Source organism: Rhizobium sp. C1, from assembly GCF_021026335.1.
Lineage (GTDB): Bacteria > Pseudomonadota > Alphaproteobacteria > Rhizobiales > Rhizobiaceae > Ensifer_A.
This window is the reverse complement of the sequence record NZ_JAJNCY010000010.1, coordinates 77339-93781: the sequence shown is the minus strand read 5'-3', so window position 1 is coordinate 93781 and position 16443 is coordinate 77339. Positions and strand designations below refer to the sequence as shown.

The 16443-nt window shown below is 61.4% G+C and carries 16 protein-coding genes; 5 read left to right on the top strand and 11 right to left on the bottom strand.

From position 1 onward, the window contains the following. Positions 1 to 6: 6 nt before the first annotated feature. The 3 genes from dnaA to mutM all read right to left on the bottom strand — a co-directional run bounded on the left by dnaA (position 7) and on the right by mutM (position 3745). Complete coding sequence (gene dnaA / locus LQK83_RS18540; RefSeq protein WP_442966796.1) at positions 7 to 1545, bottom strand: chromosomal replication initiator protein DnaA; 1539 nt, start codon at positions 1543 to 1545, stop codon at positions 7 to 9. An 862-nt stretch (positions 1546 to 2407) separates the two neighbouring features. Beyond that, on the bottom strand, positions 2408 to 2674 hold the full coding sequence (rpsT, locus tag LQK83_RS18535; RefSeq protein ID WP_109855996.1) for a 30S ribosomal protein S20: 267 nt from the start codon (positions 2672 to 2674) through the stop codon (positions 2408 to 2410). A gap of 180 nt (positions 2675 to 2854) precedes the next feature. Further along, positions 2855 to 3745: a bifunctional DNA-formamidopyrimidine glycosylase/DNA-(apurinic or apyrimidinic site) lyase gene (gene mutM / locus LQK83_RS18530; RefSeq protein WP_230838888.1), complete on the bottom strand. Its 891-nt coding sequence runs from the start codon at positions 3743 to 3745 to the stop codon at positions 2855 to 2857. A gap of 173 nt (positions 3746 to 3918) precedes the next feature. On the opposite strand from mutM, the gene ubiE reads away from it, so the two are divergent. Both ubiE and ubiB read left to right on the top strand, forming a co-directional pair. Continuing rightward, on the top strand, positions 3919 to 4695 hold the full coding sequence (ubiE, locus tag LQK83_RS18525) for a bifunctional demethylmenaquinone methyltransferase/2-methoxy-6-polyprenyl-1,4-benzoquinol methylase UbiE (RefSeq protein ID WP_230838887.1): 777 nt from the start codon (positions 3919 to 3921) through the stop codon (positions 4693 to 4695). A gap of 4 nt (positions 4696 to 4699) precedes the next feature. After that, positions 4700 to 6274, top strand: a complete 1575-nt coding sequence (gene ubiB, locus LQK83_RS18520) for a 2-polyprenylphenol 6-hydroxylase (protein WP_230838886.1) — start codon at positions 4700 to 4702, stop codon at positions 6272 to 6274. 232 nt (positions 6275 to 6506) lie between these two features. Here the strand turns inward: ubiB and rlmN are convergent, their stop codons facing one another. The 6 genes from rlmN to LQK83_RS18490 all read right to left on the bottom strand — a co-directional run bounded on the left by rlmN (position 6507) and on the right by LQK83_RS18490 (position 11256). Then, positions 6507 to 7733: a 23S rRNA (adenine(2503)-C(2))-methyltransferase RlmN gene (gene rlmN, locus LQK83_RS18515; protein ID WP_230838885.1), complete on the bottom strand. Its 1227-nt coding sequence runs from the start codon at positions 7731 to 7733 to the stop codon at positions 6507 to 6509. A gap of 173 nt (positions 7734 to 7906) precedes the next feature. Further along, positions 7907 to 8497 (bottom strand): invasion associated locus B family protein, encoded by a 591-nt coding sequence (locus LQK83_RS18510; protein ID WP_230838884.1) that lies wholly within the window; start codon positions 8495 to 8497, stop codon positions 7907 to 7909. Between the two features lie 284 nt (positions 8498 to 8781). Continuing rightward, positions 8782 to 9786 carry an alpha/beta hydrolase gene (locus LQK83_RS18505; protein ID WP_230838883.1) on the bottom strand — a complete coding sequence of 335 codons (1005 nt, stop codon included), beginning with the start codon at positions 9784 to 9786 and terminating at the stop codon, positions 8782 to 8784. Between the two features lie 3 nt (positions 9787 to 9789). Next, entirely contained in the window at positions 9790 to 10290 is a 501-nt protein-coding gene (locus LQK83_RS18500; RefSeq protein ID WP_230838882.1) for a DUF6622 family protein, read from the bottom strand. 216 nt (positions 10291 to 10506) lie between these two features. Further along, complete coding sequence (locus tag LQK83_RS18495) at positions 10507 to 10884, bottom strand: YkvA family protein (protein ID WP_230838881.1); 378 nt, start codon at positions 10882 to 10884, stop codon at positions 10507 to 10509. A 63-nt stretch (positions 10885 to 10947) separates the two neighbouring features. Next, positions 10948 to 11256: a 4a-hydroxytetrahydrobiopterin dehydratase gene (locus LQK83_RS18490; protein ID WP_230838880.1), complete on the bottom strand. Its 309-nt coding sequence runs from the start codon at positions 11254 to 11256 to the stop codon at positions 10948 to 10950. Positions 11257 to 11295: 39 nt separating this feature from the next. On the opposite strand from LQK83_RS18490, the gene LQK83_RS18485 reads away from it, so the two are divergent. After that, a complete protein-coding gene (locus tag LQK83_RS18485) occupies positions 11296 to 11757 on the top strand; it encodes a low molecular weight protein-tyrosine-phosphatase (RefSeq protein WP_230838879.1) in 462 nt (153 codons plus the stop codon). Here the strand turns inward: LQK83_RS18485 and thpR are convergent. Both thpR and LQK83_RS18475 read right to left on the bottom strand, forming a co-directional pair. Continuing rightward, entirely contained in the window at positions 11709 to 12302 is a 594-nt protein-coding gene (gene thpR / locus LQK83_RS18480) for an RNA 2',3'-cyclic phosphodiesterase (protein ID WP_230838878.1), read from the bottom strand. The genes LQK83_RS18485 and thpR overlap by 49 nt on opposite strands. Positions 12303 to 12422: 120 nt before the next feature. Continuing rightward, positions 12423 to 13055 (bottom strand): arylesterase, encoded by a 633-nt coding sequence (locus LQK83_RS18475; RefSeq protein ID WP_230838877.1) that lies wholly within the window; start codon positions 13053 to 13055, stop codon positions 12423 to 12425. Between the two features lie 93 nt (positions 13056 to 13148). Between LQK83_RS18475 and LQK83_RS18470 the strand changes: the two genes are divergently transcribed. Both LQK83_RS18470 and LQK83_RS18465 read left to right on the top strand, forming a co-directional pair. Beyond that, positions 13149 to 13853, top strand: a complete 705-nt coding sequence (locus LQK83_RS18470) for an ABC transporter ATP-binding protein (protein ID WP_230838876.1) — start codon at positions 13149 to 13151, stop codon at positions 13851 to 13853. Next, positions 13850 to 16393 carry an ABC transporter permease gene (locus LQK83_RS18465; protein WP_230838875.1) on the top strand — a complete coding sequence of 848 codons (2544 nt, stop codon included), beginning with the start codon at positions 13850 to 13852 and terminating at the stop codon, positions 16391 to 16393. Before LQK83_RS18470 ends, LQK83_RS18465 begins: the two co-directional genes overlap by 4 nt. The last annotated feature ends 50 nt before the right edge of the window (positions 16394 to 16443 follow it).

The following is a 16443-nucleotide window of genomic DNA, read 5'->3' as shown; positions in this document are numbered from 1 at the left end:
AACCGACTATTCGTTGATCAGGCGCTTCAGCAGCTCGATTTCGTGGTTGAGCTTCGTATCACCGGCGATCAGTTCCTCGATCTTGCGCACGGCATGCAGAACCGTGGTGTGATCGCGCCCGCCGAAACGGCGTCCGATTTCCGGGAAGGAGCGCGGCGTCAGCGTCTTCGACAGATACATGGCGATCTGGCGCGGCTTGACGATCACGCGGGTGCGACGGTTGGAGACGAGCTCCTGGCGCGACACGTTATAGTGACGGGCGACGACGCGCTGGATGTCCTCGATGCGGACGCGGCGGGGTTCGCCGGCGCCGACCAGATGGGCCAGGAGTTCATCCACGCGTTCCATCGACAGATCCGGCTCGAAGGAGCGGCGGAACAGAAGCTGGTTGAACGCGCCTTCCAGTTCGCGGCCGCTGGCCGTGACGCGACGGGCGACGTGGTCGAGAACGCCTTCGGCAATATCGAGCGACGGATCGTCGGCACGCGCGACCTCGAGGCGGCGCTTGAGGATTTCGAGGCGCATTTCATAGTCCGGCGCTTCCATTTCGATGGCAACGCCACCCTGGAGGCGCGAACGGACGCGCGGATCGAGCGATTCCAGTTCCCACGGCGCACGGTCGGCAGCAACGACGACCTGACGGGCGCTGTCGAGCAGCGTATTGAGGAGATGGCAGAACTCGTTCTGGATCGACTTGCCCTGCAGGAACTGCATGTCATCAATGATCAGAAGGTCGATATTGCGCAGCGATTCCTTCAGCGACAGCGCATCGTTGTCGCGGATGGCGGCAGCAAAGCGCCACATGAAATATTCAGCGGTCAGATAGACAACACGCGGATTGCGCGGGCTGTTGATCGCGGCAGCGGCAATGGCCTGCAGAAGATGCGTCTTCCCGAGGCCCACGCTCGAATGAACGAAGAGCGGGTTGAAGCGCACGGCGCCGGCACCGGCTTCGGCAATCGTCTTGGCGGCGGCAAGCGCCACGCGGTTGGAACTGCCCTCGACAAAGGATGCAAAGGTATAGCGCGCATCGAGCGGCGAGCCGAAAAGCGGCGTCGCGGCGCTGGCCTGCCAGGACGACGGCGCAACGGAGGATGCGATCTGCGCGATCGGCTGCGCGGACATCCGGCGAGCGCTCTGCGGCTGAGCCGCCTGAGCGGGCGGGGCATCTGCGACGTCGTCGTCGGCTGTGACCTTGGACGCACGGGCCGCCGTACGAACCAGGATTTCAACCTTCATGATTTCGGCATCCTCTTCCTTGAAGAGCGCCGTAATCAGATCGAGATAGCGATTGTTGATCCAGGACTTCAGGAATGTCGTCGGAACGGTCAGTCTGACAACGCTCTTCGAAACGGAATGCAGCTTCAGTCTGCCAAACCAGCTTGCATAGACGTCAGCACCAACCTTGGCTTTGAGCCGGGCGCTGAAACGCTCGAACAAAGCGTTATTTCCCATTGTCTGATTGTTCCCCGCCGCTTGAATTTCGGACGAACCGATCACTGGCGCTGCGCCGCTTTCGCGTGCGCGCACCGATGCTTGTGCCATCGTCATGAGCCGCCTCTCTAACTTCTCTTATCCACACCGACCAGAGCCTCGTATCTCTCTTGGCCGGGCTGTCATTCCAAAAAATCGATCCGCTCCGCCCCGAACAGACCGACTACGCATTTCACTCGTTACGCACCTACCCTTTCGGGTTTCAGCCCAGCTTCGCACAAGTTTCGCCGCCTATTCCGGCAGCAAGAAGGCTTGCGCTTTCGCCAAGGCCGGGTCAGGCAACCCGCCTCGTCTTCCTTCACGTCACCGGCGCCCCCTCATGCGCCAGTCTGCGCTGGACACACGTAGAGAGCAGGCCCGAAACCATGGGCCAGGTTTCCATGCGCGACCAACCGTGAAAACGCGGAACCCAAAAGGGTCCGCTACAGAGCACTCAACCGTTTCGTAAGCAGGAAGTCCCCATACGCAGCGATCATTTTGTCCGGCGTTGTCCGCCCTCTGTTGGACGCATTTACGCAGGATCGTTTCCAAAGATCAATCGCGTTTTTTACGCAATTTTAACCCGCGACCATTGACTCCAAGACCGATTTTCTGTCCCCGCAAAGCCCTGAAAAAAGAATCGCTTTTGAATCAAGGAGATTCGTTTTGAAGGGGTCTGGCGGGCCTCAAAATGCAAAAAAATTATTTTTTTCCTTGACTCAGAAGCCGCCCAACCTCCCGTAAAGTGAGGTTGCAAGCGCCACGACCACCTTCCCCAAATGCTTGAAAAATAAAAACTTTTCCTGTCAGCGTCCCGTCATGAAGATACAAGCACCATGACAGGGAGATGGCGGAATGATGACGAGGCAGCAGAAACGACAAAAAGCCCGGTCAAACGACCAGGCTTTTTAAAACACGAAATTCGATCAGATGATCAGGCAGAAAGTGCCTTCACGCGGCTCGCCAGACGCGAGACCTTGCGCGATGCCGTGTTGGCATGAACCACGCCGCGACCGGCAGCGCGCATCAGCTCAGGCTGTGCAGCGCGGAGCGCTTCCTGAGCGAGCTTTGCATCGCCGGAAGCGATTGCTTCTTCAACCTTGCGGAGGAAGGAACGGACGCGCGAACGACGAGCCTTGTTGACGTCGGTACGGCGAGCAATCTTGCGGGTCGCCTTCTTCGCCGAAGCTGTATTGGCCATATGTGCCTCTCTTACGAACTCGATATGCTGCCACCCTGCCGCGCTCGGTCGCCAGACCATTCGTCAGAACTCAAGTGGAAGCGTTTGACGGAAAGCACCAGAACGGCGGCTTTCCAAACGGTTGGCGGGCATATAACGGGAAAGCGGCCATCCGTCAACGCGCAAAATGCGAAGCTGCGCCTATTTCTGGCAAGCGGCGCAGAAGAATGTCGAGCGGCCCGACTGCACGATGCGCTCGACCGGCCGCCCGCAGCCGGGATTGGGGCAAGCCTCGCCTTCGCGGTCATAGACACGGAACTTGTGCTGGAAATAGCCCAGCGAGCCATCCGTCTGGATGTGGTCGCGCAGCGACGAGCCGCCGGCGACGATGGCTTCGGCAATGACATCGCGGACACATTCGGCGAGAAGCCCAAGCTGCGGCTTTGCCCTGCCCTTCTTATCAACCAGCGTTCCCGCCGCCCGTTTCGGCGAGAGACCCGAGCGGTGAAGCGCCTCGCAGACATAGATATTGCCGAGGCCGGCGATGATCGTCTGGTCGAGCAGCGCTGCCTTGAGCGGCGCCTTCTTCTCCGCGAAGGCTGCGGCCAGAACCTCGGCACTCAGGCTGTTGCCGGTGGGCTCGGGGCCGAGGCTTGCGAGAAATGGATTATCGGACAGCCGGGCCGTCTCTTCCAGCAGAAGGAAGCCGAAGCGGCGCGGATCGTTATAGATCACGCGGGACGCTTCGCCGGCGCGCATGAGGCGGAAGACGACGTGATCGTGCTTCTCGTCCTTCGAGCGGGCGTAATGGAAGTCTCCGGGCGTGGCAGGTTCTCCGCCCGCTTCGATCCGGAACGATCCGGACATGCCGAGATGGGCAATTGCGGTGAGCCCGCCCTCGAAATGGATCAGCAGGTATTTTGCCCTGCGGCTCAGGCTTTCGATCTGCCGGCCGGCGAGTGCATCCGCCATACCCGGCGTGAAGGGAAAGCGCAGGTCAGGCCGGCGCAGCTCCAGCCGCGTGAGCCGCGCGCCTTCCATCGTCGGCGCAAGGCCGCGCCGCACGGTTTCCACTTCGGGCAGTTCGGGCACGGTAACCTCTTTCGTTCAATTCTGTTTCTTGGCGCGGCAATCTGGTCTATAGACGCCGCATCACGTTGCGGTGCAAAACCCGCATGTCCATATATAGGTGTGCCAGCGAATAGCGCCCAAGAGGCCGTTGCGCCAGAGCTTTCGCCTTGAACCAAAAACCGGAGCCCGAACCCATGAACGAGAGCCGCACCTCTGCCAATGGTGGCATGGAAACGTCCTATGGTTTTCGTGAGGTCGCAGACGGCGAAAAGCAGGGCCTCGTCAACGACGTGTTCCACAAGGTGGCCAAGCGCTATGACATCATGAACGACGTCATGTCGGCAGGCCTGCACCGCGCCTGGAAGGAAGCCATGGTGGCAGCTCTCAATCCGCGCCGCGATCCGACCTATCGCTCGCTGGACGTGGCCGGCGGCACAGGCGACATCGCGTTTCGCATTGTGGAAGCCTCGGGCCGCCAAGCGCATGTCACCGTTCTCGACATCAACGGCTCGATGCTGGGTGTCGGTGCAGAACGCGCCGAGAAGAAGGGGCTGACGTCCAATCTCGATTTCGTCGAGGCCAATGCAGAAAGCCTGCCGTTTGAGGCCAATTCCTTCGACGCCTACACGATCGCCTTCGGCATCCGCAACGTGCCGCATATCGATGTGGCGCTGAAAGAAGCCTATCGCGTGCTGAAGCGTGGCGGGCGCCTGCTCGTGCTGGAATTTTCCGAAGTCGAGATGCCGTTGCTTGATACGTTCTACGATCAGTGGTCGTTCAAGGCGATCCCGCAATTCGGCAAGATGATCACCGGCGACGCCGAGCCTTACCGTTATCTGGTGGAATCGATCCGCAAGTTCCCCAACCAGCGCGACTTCGCCACGATGATCTCTCAGGCCGGTTTCAGCCGAGTGAATTTCACCAATTACACGGGCGGCATTGCCGCTCTTCATTCCGGCTGGAAGCTCTGATCGCATGGCCGGTTTGACAGCTTATGGCCGGCTGGCCCGGGTCGGCTGGGTTCTGGTTCGCGAAGGCGTCGTCGGCGCGTTTCCGTCGGAAGGCCTGCCCGCGCCGGTTCGCACGGCGAAGGCGTTTCTGGAGCTTTTTGCGCGTAACCGCGCCCGCGGCAGCGCCCGTTCCGACAATCTCGCCCGCGCCGTCGAGCGGCTGGGCCCGTCCTATGTGAAAATGGGGCAGTTTCTGGCCACCCGTCCGGACGTGATCGGGCAGGAATTTGCCGCCGATCTCGCGCTCCTGCAGGACCGCATGGCGACCTTCCCGATGGAGCAGTCGGTCGCGCAGATCGAGGGCTCGCTCGGCCGCACGGCGGACGATCTCTTCGCGCATCTCTATAATCCGGTGGCCGCCGCATCCGTGGCGCAAGTCCATCCGGCCGAAATCGTCGTCGACGGTGTCGAGCGCAAGGTCGCGGTCAAGGTTATCCGCCCCGGCGTTCGCCAGCGCTTCGCGGCCGATCTGGAGGCGATGTATCTCGTGGCCGAGATGCAGGAGCGGTTTCTGCCGAAATCGAAGCGGTTGCGCCCCGTCGAGGTCACCCGGACGCTCGAACAGACGACGCGGATCGAGATGGATCTGCGGCTCGAAGCGGCAGCCCTGTCCGAGATTGCGGAGAATACCAAGGGTGATCCGGGATTTCGCGTGCCTGCGGTCGACTGGGAGCGCACGGGGCGCGATGTCGTCACCATGGAATGGATCGACGGTGTCAAGATGTCCGACGTCGCGGGCCTGCGCGCCGCCGGCCACGATCTCGAAAAGCTGGCCGACACGCTGATCCAGTCGTTCCTGCGCCACACGCTGCGCGACGGCTTCTTCCATGCCGACATGCACCAGGGCAATCTCTTCGTCGAAGCCGACGGGACCATCGTCGCCGTCGATTTCGGCATCACGGGCCGTCTGGGGCGGAAGGAACGTCGTTTCCTCGCCGAAATCCTTTATGGCTTCATCACCCGCGATTACATGCGCGTCGCCGACGTGCATTTCGAGGCGGGCTATGTACCCTCGCATCACGACCATGCGAGCTTTGCCCAGGCGATCCGCGCCATCGGCGAGCCAATCCACGGCCAATCGGCCGAGACGATTTCGATGGCCAAGCTGCTGACGCTGCTCTTCGAAGTCACCGAACTTTTCGACATGGAAACGCGGCCGGAACTGCTGATGCTGCAGAAGACCATGGTCGTGGTCGAAGGCGTCGCCCGCACGCTGAACCCGCGCTTCAACATGTGGAAGGCTTCGGAAGAGGTTGTCGGCGGCTGGATCCGCGACAATCTCGGGCCGAAGCGCATCGTTGGCGACGTCAAGGAAGCGGTTGGCGCCGCGATCCGCCTGGCCGAGGCGCTGCCGGAGATTGCCGCCAAGACGGAGAAGTTCCACGCCGAGGTCATGCACATGACCGAGAACGGCTTGCGGTTCGACAAGAGCACGGCGGAAGAGATCGGCAAGTCCGAGGCGAAACATTCACGCTGGGGCCGTGTGGCGCTATGGGTGATTGCCGCTGCGAGCGTTTATATTGCGTGGAAGGTTTCGTAAGCCCCTAACCGCTAGGCGGGGTTGGTCGCGAGCGTCACTAATTCCTCCGTCATCCCGGACTTGATCCGGGATCCAGTGCGCGATGTCCATCGCGCGAAAGAATCATTGTGACCGTTCTTTTGATTGAAGAGTCCTCTCAGCCCGCGGACGCGGGCTGGCTGGATCCCGGATCAAGTCCGGGATGACGGGAGAGAAAGTGGCCTTCCTCTGCCGCAAGGGGAGAGGACGAACCTCAATCATCCTCGCCGTGATTGGCGATCATCATGGCCTGCAGGGCAAGCCGTTCCGTCTTGCGCATGCGCTCCGATTCCGACTTCAGCTGGCCGCAGGCGGCGAGGATGTCGCGGCCGCGCGGCGTGCGGATGGGGGAGGCATAGCCGGCGGCGTTGACGAAATCGGCAAAGGCCTCGATCGTTTCCCAGTCGGAACAGTCGTATTTTGTGCCCGGCCAGGGATTGAACGGGATAAGGTTGATCTTGGCGGGGACGCCTTTCAGAAGCTTCACCAGGTCGCGGGCGTCTTCCAGACTGTCGTTGACGCCCTTCAGCATCACATATTCGAAGGTGATGCGGCGGGCATTCGACAGGCCAGGATAGGCGCGGCAGGCCGCCATCAGTTCCTTCAGCGGGTATTTCTTGTTGATCGGCACGAGTTCGTCGCGCAGCGTATCGTTGGTGGCATGCAGCGAAATCGCCAGCATGACGCCGATTTCCTCGCCCGTGCGGTAGATTTCCGGCACGACACCGGAGGTGGACAGCGTGACACGGCGGCGCGACAGCGACAGGCCATCGCCATCGGTGGCGATCAGCAGCGCCTTTTTCACCTCATCGAAATTGTAGAGCGGCTCGCCCATGCCCATCATGACGATATTGGTGATCTTGCGATCGGACGACGGCAGGATGCCACCCTGCGGCGTTTCGCGGTCCGGGAAATCGCCGAGGCGATCGCGGGCGAGCAGAAGCTGGGAGAGAATTTCTTCCGCCGTCAGGTTGCGCACGAGGCGCTGCGTGCCGGTGTGGCAGAAGGAGCAGGTGAGCGTGCAGCCGACCTGCGAGGAGATGCAGAGCGTGCCGCGGCCTTCTTCCGGAATATAGACCGTTTCCACCTCGACCGGGCGGCCCGCGCCGCGCGCCGGGAAGCGCAGCAGCCACTTGCGGGTGCCGTCGTTGGAAATCTGCTCTTCAGCGATTTCCGGGCGCTGGATGGTGAAATGCTGCTTCAGCAACGCGCGCAGATCCTTCGCGACATTCGTCATATCGTCGAAATCGGAAATGCCGCGAATGTAGAGCCAGTGCCAGATCTGGCTGACACGCATCTTGACCTGACGCTCGGCCACGCCCTTTTCGATAAGGGCGGCGGCGAGCTCTTCGCGCGACAGGCCGATCAGCGAGGGCTTTTCGGACAATTCAAAAACGGGCTTCGCCGGGGCTGCCGGCGCGGCAAGATCGAGACTGACCATAAGAGACTTTTCCTTGGGCGCGGCACGACGAGGAGGCCTGCGCGTCATTTGTGCGGCTCTCTATCATCATTTTGCCGCCACGTCAGCCCCTCCAGGCTAAAACGGCAGGGGCGCTGAAAACGACAAAGCCGGCGCGAAGGCCGGCTTTGAAAGCATGGATCCGAAGACGAGGCTTACTTGCAGGTTTCGATCTGCTTCAGCGCTGCCGAAATGCCGGAAAGCGAATAGGTGTAGGAGGTCGGCGTGCCGCGCGCGGAGACGGCATCGACCTTGAGGCTGTGGCCGGACTTGAGCGCAGCGACCAGCGCCGGTTCTTCAGCGGCGTTTTCAAGCCAGGCGGACTTGTCCTTGATGAACATCGTGTAGGACTTGGTATCGACCGTGACCTTGACCTTGGAGCCGGCCTTCAGCGCATAGCCGACCATGACCTGAGGCTCATAGGAAATGTTCTGGCCCGGGCGCTGCGTCACCAGGAAGAAATTGTCGCCATGGTCGAGCTTGGCCGGCGACTTTTCAGCCGGAACGGAGAGCACGTAGCAGACCTTGTTGCCGCCGGATGTATAGGAATAGGCGCCCCAGGCGTTGAACTGCTGGATCCGGGTCGGACCGGACGGAGCTGCGGCTTCCTTCTTTTCGGTGGTCTTGGCCTTGGCGTGCTTTTCAGTCTCCTTGGACTTTGCCTCTACCGAGGTCGCAAAAAGCGTGACGGCCGATGCGGATGCCAGGATGATGGAAAGAGCGAGTGCTGTTTTGCCTGAGAACATAACTTCCTACCGATTGTTTCCGTCCATGCGAAAAAGCCGAACAAAGCCGGCCGTTTATGACGATTTGAATTAATTTAGCTTAATTCGGGTTACCAAACCGTCAACAAGGGACTGCTTTGCGGCAAAACGGTCGAGAGCGGCTATTCCACACGTCTGATCCTGCCGGAATGGCGCGAAGCGCTTCCCTTGCGCTGATGAATGGCCTTTGAAATCGGGCGACATTGGGGCGGTCTCTCAGCCCCTGTCTGTTTTGCGAGAAAATGGCCCTCACCGGCCTTCCGCCTTTACCGCACGATCTGCCGGAGGACATAGCCTCGGACAAGGTCTGCCGTGGCCTGCGTGTTGACCAGGCCCAGATGGTCGACGCCGTCGAGAATATGATATTCGCCCTTCGGATTCGCCATGGACAGAACGGGCTGGAACTGGTCGGCGCGGAAGGCTTCATCCTGCTTTCCGGCCACCAGCAGAAAGGGCGGGAGCTTTGCGACGTCGCCGAGATAGTCGCGGCGTGGCGCATAGGAGAGGTTCAGCCGCCAGGAATAGACAGTCGTCGCAGTTTTGCCTTGAGGGCTTTCCAGAACGGCGCGCGGGAAATGGAAACTGACGATGGGCAGCCCATCCAGCGCATGAATACCGAGGCCGTTGAGAATGGAAAGGCCGATGGCGCGGCGAACCAGAGCTTCAGACCAGCCCCCGGCATTATCGCGCATGGTGGGCGCGTCGTAGCGGAGATAGGGCGACAGAAGGACGGCACCGCTCAGCATATTGCCGTACTTGCCGCCGGCAAAGCGGATGACGAAGCCGCCTCCGCTGGAATGGCCGGCGAGGATCAGCTTCTGGCCGGGCTTCAGGAGCTGCCTGGCCAGCGCCGCGACATCGTCTTCCAATTGACCGATATAGTCGACATCGCCGCGCCGTTCGGGCGACGGCCCGTGGCCGCGCAGATCGGGAATGGCCACCGCAATATCGCCGTTTCCGGCAATCTGCCGGGCGAGCCACTGATAGCTGCCGCCATGCCAGCCCGAGCCGTGGACGAGAATGACGAGCGGGGCAGTCTTCGATTTGGCCGGGATGTAGCGATAGCCGAGCCTCGCCCCGTCGTCCGACATATAGGCGATCAACGGAAGCTCGACCGTCTCCGGGGGCAGGACGGAGGAGAAGGTGAGCGTCTTGCCGTTGTCGCTGGCGTCAGCGGAGGGAGACTGGCTGCAAACAAGCGCCAGCGCAGCAAGCGGGATCGCAGCCAGGACGGCGAACGCGAGGGCGAGAAGACGGATGGTGAGCTTCATCGCTCAAGCCGCCTTCGCATTGAGATAGGCATAGGCGCGGCCGATCATGAAGCCGGCGGAGGTGGCATTCACGAAGCCATAGAGGAAGCGCAGGTTGTCGCTACTCGCGAGATCGGGGTTGATCGCGGAGACGACGGCGATGCCGTAGTTGACGCTGAAGATTGCCAGGATCAGGCCGAGCGAGAACCATTCGCCCTCGATCACCACAGTACCGGCATCCGTGCGGCGGGCGCGGCGGCCGGGCTTGACGAGCATCAGCAGACCGAAGGCCACAACGAGGCCGGCAGAGGTGCCGAGAAGAGCCGGTTCGGCGAAGCGCCCGAGGGCGAGGCGCGAGATCGCGACGAGGCCGAACAGGGCTGCGGGAATGACGATGCGGGATGCTGAAAGCTCGCGGGTGTTGGTGCGCTGCAGGCCGAGATAGACAAGGCCGGCGAGAATGAGCCAGACCCAGAGGGGCGTGTGGGTGACAATGCCGAGGGCATATTGAGTAGCATATTCCATGACGATGGTCCGTTTGTGAGCGTGGATCGAGCCGCAGCCAATCTGCGTTGACCACAGTCATCGTCGAACTGCGGTTATCCCTCAAACGGACATGAATGAAGCGACGGAAGTCTTTCGCCAGTGGCAGCAAACGTCAATTCGCGAAGCGCGAATTGCGCCACGGCTCAGGTCAGGCCGCTGTCGCAAAAGCGCTGCACCCTTTTTGCGCGACATGTTCTAGCTTTTCTTGCTGTCTTCCAGCGCGTCGCGTGCCTTGTCGTAATGTTCGGGCTTCATATGTGCCCGGACCGAACTGATCGCCATGGTCAGGACCGCAAGGTCATCGGAGAAGCCGATGACGGCAATGAAATCCGGCACGAGATCGATCGGCGAGACAAAATAGGCGAGCGCGGCCAGCAGAATGCCGCGAACGCGCGTCGGCGTCTCGGGATCGAGGACGCAATAATAGGCCGCCACCACGTCTTCGCCGAAGGGCAGGACGCGCACGGCGCGCTTGAACACCGGCCAGAAGCCCTTACGGACCTTTTCCGACTGCTTTTCCTGCGTGTCCGGATCGCCCGGCATCAGGATTTCACCATATTTGATGTCGTCCATGCGAAGCCTCTTGCCGCCCGCAAAGCGCGGGCATCCAGAATGTAATGATCGTCGGGCGCGGTTTCAAATCCGATAGTGCGACTCCGCGCGGTCCATCTCCAGCGCGAGCTGGAAATCCAGTTCCGTGAGGCCGCCGGCGGAATGGGTGGAGATTGATACCTCTACGGTTGCGTAGGAATTCTTCCAGTCCGGATGATGATCGAGCTTTTCGGCGACGAGCGCACATTCCGTCATGAAGGCGAAGGCCTCGCGGAAGCTTGAGAAACCGAAGGTCTTGGAGATGGCCTTGCCGCCCTCCTCCAGATGCCATCCACCATGGGATTTCAGCTTCTCTTGCAACTCGCTCTCGTTGAGCTTAACGCGATCTACCATCTTTGGCTCCTGGCTTTCACTGATTTCGGGGATAACGGCATGAACGATGTTTCGGTTCTTTTTGTGTGTCTCGGCAATATCTGCCGGTCCCCGCTGGCCGAGGGGGTCTTCCGCCACATCGTCGAGCAGAAGGGCCTCGGCGCCCGCGTCACGACGGATTCGGCGGGCACTGGCGGCTGGCACACGGGAGAAGCGCCCGACCGGCGTTCCATCGCGGTCGCGGCCCGCTACGGCATCGACCTTACGACGTTGAAGGCGCGCCAGATCAACAAGCGCGACTTCTCAACCTTCGATCTCATCGTCGGCATGGATGCCTCGAACGTCACCAATATCCGCCGTGTCGCGCCGCAAGAGGCGCACGAGCGTGTTCATCTCTTCTCCGCGCTCACGCTTGGAGAAACCTGGGATGTGCCGGACCCCTATTATGGCGACGCCTCGGATTTCGAGCGTGTCTACCACATGATCTCGGAAGGCTGCATGTCCTTCGCCGAAAGGCTGTAATCGTCCGACATGTCGGCCAGCGGGAACACTTCCTCGGTCAGGTAAGGACCGCCGCCCACGGAATCGCGCGACGAAAGCAGCACGAAGCGTGGAACGATAAAGGGCGCGGTGTAGAAGTTCCCGCGCCCTGACAGATAGTGTACGACATCATCGACCCGTGACGAGCGAAGCCTCGCCAATGTCACATGCGGCGTGAACTTGCGCGGGTCCGGCGGAAGACCGATGCGCTGGCAGATCCGCTCGATTTCGCCTTGCAGAGCCGTCATCTCCTCGTTGGGAGAAACGCCTGCATAGACGGAATGCGGCTTCTTCGATCCGAAGGAACCTATGCCGGACAGCTGGAGGGAGAATTCGGGGCGGTCGATGCGGTCGAGGCGATCGACGATTTCATCTGCAGTGCGGTTATCGACATCCCCGATGAAGCGTAAGGTGATGTGATAGTTCTCGACGTCTATCCATCTGGCTCCGGGGAGACCACCGCGCAACAATGAGAGGCTCATGGCCGCATTGCGCGGAATTTCGAGGGCGGTAAACAGTCTGGGCATGACGAGCTCCCCGAATCTATTACTCGAACAATCCTAGCGAATCACGCAATTGCGAAATGCGCAAGACAAAAGGGAAATGCTCTGTGGAACGAATAGTTTCACGCAAGCGACATATTTGACTTACTTAGCCGAAATCGACTTCAGAAAGGCCTCCGCAGCGGGCAAGAATGCTGCAACTGCGGCATCCACACCCTTGGCATTCGGATGCATGCCGTCATCCAGTTTCAGTTCGGGTTTGAGCACGTAAGCCTCGACGAACAGGGGGTAGAGCGGCGCGTCATAAGCCTTGGCAAGATCGGGGAAGATCGGGTTGAAGCGGGCGGCATAATCCGGCCCGAGATTCGGCGGGGCTTGAATGCCGGCGACGAGAACGGGGATCTTGCGCTCCTTCAGCCGGGCAAGGATGGCATCGAGATTTTTCCTCGTGTCTTCCGGGGCAAGGCCACGCAGCGCGTCGTTTGCGCCGAGCTCCAGGATGACGCCATCGGTTCCGTCGGGGATCGACCAGTCGGCACGGGCAAGGCCGTCGCCGGTCGTGTCGCCGGAGACTGAGGCGTTGGCGATGGCGACATCATAACCCTTGGCCTTCAACGCGGCTTCCAGCTTGGCCGGAAAGGCGTCCGACGCCGGCAATTGATAGCCGGCCATCAGGCTGTCGCCGAAGGCAACGAGCTGGACGGTCTTTGCTGCCGCCTCAGAGGCCCAGAGCAGCGAGGCTGCGAGCAATATTCCCATCGACGCTTTAAAACGCATCCCTGTCACCCTAAATTGCGTATTGCTTTCCGACCGGCAGCATGCCGACCCGTTTCCGCAAGACTACGTCGCATTGATATAGGGCAGATTTTCGTGACCGAAACCATTATCCGCCTGAAAAAGGCCGACCTGACACTCGGGCTCTCGGCCGCTTCGGTCCATGTGCTGAAGGACGTCGACCTTGAGATCGCCCGCGGCCGCTCGGTCGGCATTGTTGGGCCTTCGGGGTCCGGCAAGTCGACGCTGCTCATGGTGATGGCGGGGCTGGAGCGGGTGGACAGCGGCGAGGTGGTGATTGATGGTGCTCCGTTCCACCAGATGAGCGAGGACCAGACGGCAGCGTTTCGGGGCCGCAATATCGGCATCGTGTTCCAGTCCTTCCACCTGATCCCCAACATGACGGCGCTGGAAAATGTCGCCGTGCCGCTGGAGCTGGCCGGCGAGGCACAGGCCTTCGACATTGCCCGCAAGGAGCTTGATGCCGTGGGCCTTGGCGCCCGCATGGCACATTATCCGGGCCAGTTGTCCGGCGGCGAGCAGCAGCGCGTGGCGATTGCCCGCGCGCTCGCCCCCTCGCCCGCGCTTCTCATCGCCGACGAGCCGACGGGCAATCTCGATGGCGAGACCGGACGGCAGATCGCCGATCTGCTCTTCGCGAAACAGGCCGAACGCGGCATGACGATGCTGCTCGTCACGCACGATCCGTCGCTGGCCGCGCGCTGCACCGAGCAGGTGCGCATGCGCTCCGGCAAGATCGAGGGTGCTGTCGCAGCGCCCCGCGAAACGGTGCAGGCATGAGCGCCGTTGCGCGCTTCCGCCTGTCTCTGAGGCTGGCCTTGCGCGAAATGCGCGGCGGCTTGAGCGGCTTCTACATCTTCCTCGCCTGTATTGCGCTAGGGACCGGTGCGATTGCCGCCGTCAATTCGGTGGCGGGTTCGGTGACCGGAGCGATGGCCGAGCAGGGACAGACCATTCTTGCCGGCGATATCCGCTTCCAGATCAACAATCGCGACGTAACGCCTGAAGAAGAGGCCTATTTCAAAAGCTTCGGGGAGGTCTCGCGCTCTGATACCATCCGCTCCATGGCCCGCAAAGCCGATGGCAGCGACCAGACGCTTTCGGAAGTGAAGGCGGTCGATGGCGCCTATCCGCTTTACGGCACGCTGCAGTTCGAGCCGCAGACGAGCCCGGCCGATGCCCTGGCGCAGACGAATGGCGCTTACGGCGCGATTGCCGCGCCCGATCTTCTCGATCGGCTGAAGCTGAAGGTCGGAGACGAGTTGCTGGCGGGCAATGCAAAGCTTCGGATCACCGGTTCGCTCGTCAAGGAGCCAGACGCGCTTTCGGAAGGTTTCGCCTTCGCCCCGCGCCTGATCGTCAGCCGCGACGCGCTTGCTGCCGCGGGTCTGGTGCAGACCGGGAGCCTGATCGAACATGTCTTCCGGGTGAAACTGCCGGCCGGCACACCGATGCCGGCGGACCTGAAGAAGAAGACGGATGCCGCCTTCCCCAATTCCGGCATTCGCATCGCGACCAGCAAGAATGCCGCACCCGCGCTCAATGACACGATCAGCAGGTTCACCGAATTCCTGACGCTGGTCGGTCTCACCGCGCTCATTGTCGGCGGCTCGGGCGTGGCCAATGCCGTGCGCGCCTATCTCGATTCCAAGCGCGGTGTCATTGCCACGTTCAAGTGCCTTGGCGCGCCGGCATCGACGGTGACGCTGATCTATATGCTGCAGATACTGATGATCGCGGCGGTGGGCATTCTCGCCGGTCTGGTTCTGGGGGCGGTTGCGCCGATGATCGCTAATCGCTTCCTTGCCGAATATCTCCCCGTCGATCCGACGCCGACGCTGTTTCCGGGCGCGCTGCTGATCGCCGCCCTCTTCGGCCTGCTGACGGCAGCGGGCTTTGCCATTTTGCCACTCGGCCGCGCCCGCGAGGTGCCGGCGACCGCGCTTTTCCGCGAACAGGGTTTCGAGCCGACGCGCTGGCCGGCGCGGCCGTTTGCGATTGCGGCGGGCGTCGTCTTCCTTGCGATTGCGGGTCTCGCCGTCTTCACCGCGCAGGACCGGCGCATCGCGCTCTATTTCCTTGGCGCGATCATCGTCGCCTTTGTCGTCCTCCGGCTGGTCGGCGTCGGCATTGCAGCACTTGCCCGCCGCAGTCCGTCTTTCCGTTCGCCGGTGGTGCGGTTGGCGCTGGGCAATATCCATCGTCCCGGCGCACTGACCGGTCCTGTCGTTCTCTCGCTCGGTCTTGGCCTGATGCTGCTGGTCACGCTGGCGCTGATCGATGGCAACATGCGCCGCGAACTGCAGGGCAGCATGGCGGTGCGCGCGCCGGATTACTTCTTCATCGACATCCAGAGCCGCGATCTCGCCGGCTTCGAGGATGTGGTGAAGAAGAGCGCTCCCAATGCCAAACTGGTCGAGGCGCCGATGCTGCGCGGGCGGTTGACGGCGCTCAACGGCACCGATGTTTCGCAGATCAAGGCGGCGGAAAGCGTGCGCTGGGTGCTGAACGGCGATCGCGGCATCACCTATTCCGATAGTGTGCCGGAAAACGCGACTGTGACCCAAGGCGCCTGGTGGCCAAAGGATTATACCGGCGAGCCGCTCGTCTCCTTCTCCGAGGAGGAAGGCAAGGAACTGGGCCTCAAGGTCGGAGATACCGTCACCGTCAATGTGCTCGGTCGTCAGATCACGGCCAAGATCGCCAACATGCGCAAGGTCGACTGGCGCTCGATGGGGATCAATTTCGTGATGGTCTTCACGCCCTCGACCGTCAAGGGCGCGCCGCATGCCTGGCTGGCGACCTTGACCGGATCCGAGGCCGACCGGAAGGCGGAAAACTCGGTCGTTCATGCCGTGACGAACGCCTATCCGGGCGTGACGACGATCAACATCAAGGATGCCATCGACACCGTCACGAAGCTGACCGGGCAGATCGCGCTGGCCATTCGCGTCGCGGCGAGCGTCGCGCTGATCTCCTCCGTACTGGTTCTCGCCGGCGCACTGGCTGCCGGAAACCGCGCCAGAATCCATGACGCGGTTGTTCTCAAGACGCTGGGGGCGACGCGGCGGACGCTGATCGCCGCCTTCGGGCTCGAATATGCGCTTCTCGGCCTTGCGACGGCGCTCTTTGCTTTGATCGTCGGTGCCGCAGCCTCCTATGGCGTCGTGCATCTGATCATGACGCTGCCGTGGCGTTTCGACCCGATGACGGCCGTGCTGACCGCCGTTCTCTCGCTTGTCGTCACCGTCGGCGTGGGGCTCATCGGGACCTGGCGCGTCCTGGGACAGAAGGCCGCACCAATCTTGAGAGAATTATAGTAAATATTGCTAAGTCTACAAAAGTAACAGGAATTTTAGATTCTTAAGTC

Bases quoted from the DNA above. Each gene is read 5' to 3' on its own strand.
- LQK83_RS18505 (WP_230838883.1), bottom strand. From the start codon at position 9,786: ATGAAGCTCACCATCCGTCTTCTCGCCCTCGCGTTCGCCGTCCTGGCT.
- LQK83_RS18500 (WP_230838882.1), bottom strand. From the start codon at position 10,290: ATGGAATATGCTACTCAATATGCCCTCGGCATTGTCACCCACACGCCC.
- rlmN (WP_230838885.1), bottom strand. From the start codon at position 7,733: ATGGTCAGTCTCGATCTTGCCGCGCCGGCAGCCCCGGCGAAGCCCGTT.
- LQK83_RS18475 (WP_230838877.1), bottom strand. From the start codon at position 13,055: ATGCGTTTTAAAGCGTCGATGGGAATATTGCTCGCAGCCTCGCTGCTC.
- LQK83_RS18465 (WP_230838875.1), top strand. From the start codon at position 13,850: ATGAGCGCCGTTGCGCGCTTCCGCCTGTCTCTGAGGCTGGCCTTGCGC.
- LQK83_RS18490 (WP_230838880.1), bottom strand. From the start codon at position 11,256: ATGGTAGATCGCGTTAAGCTCAACGAGAGCGAGTTGCAAGAGAAGCTG.
- LQK83_RS18495 (WP_230838881.1), bottom strand. From the start codon at position 10,884: ATGGACGACATCAAATATGGTGAAATCCTGATGCCGGGCGATCCGGAC.
- thpR (WP_230838878.1), bottom strand. From the start codon at position 12,302: ATGCCCAGACTGTTTACCGCCCTCGAAATTCCGCGCAATGCGGCCATG.
- LQK83_RS18510 (WP_230838884.1), bottom strand. From the start codon at position 8,497: ATGTTCTCAGGCAAAACAGCACTCGCTCTTTCCATCATCCTGGCATCC.
- rpsT (WP_109855996.1), bottom strand. From the start codon at position 2,674: ATGGCCAATACAGCTTCGGCGAAGAAGGCGACCCGCAAGATTGCTCGC.
- ubiE (WP_230838887.1), top strand. From the start codon at position 3,919: ATGAACGAGAGCCGCACCTCTGCCAATGGTGGCATGGAAACGTCCTAT.
- dnaA (WP_442966796.1), bottom strand. From the start codon at position 1,545: ATGGCACAAGCATCGGTGCGCGCACGCGAAAGCGGCGCAGCGCCAGTG.
- ubiB (WP_230838886.1), top strand. From the start codon at position 4,700: ATGGCCGGTTTGACAGCTTATGGCCGGCTGGCCCGGGTCGGCTGGGTT.
- LQK83_RS18485 (WP_230838879.1), top strand. From the start codon at position 11,296: ATGAACGATGTTTCGGTTCTTTTTGTGTGTCTCGGCAATATCTGCCGG.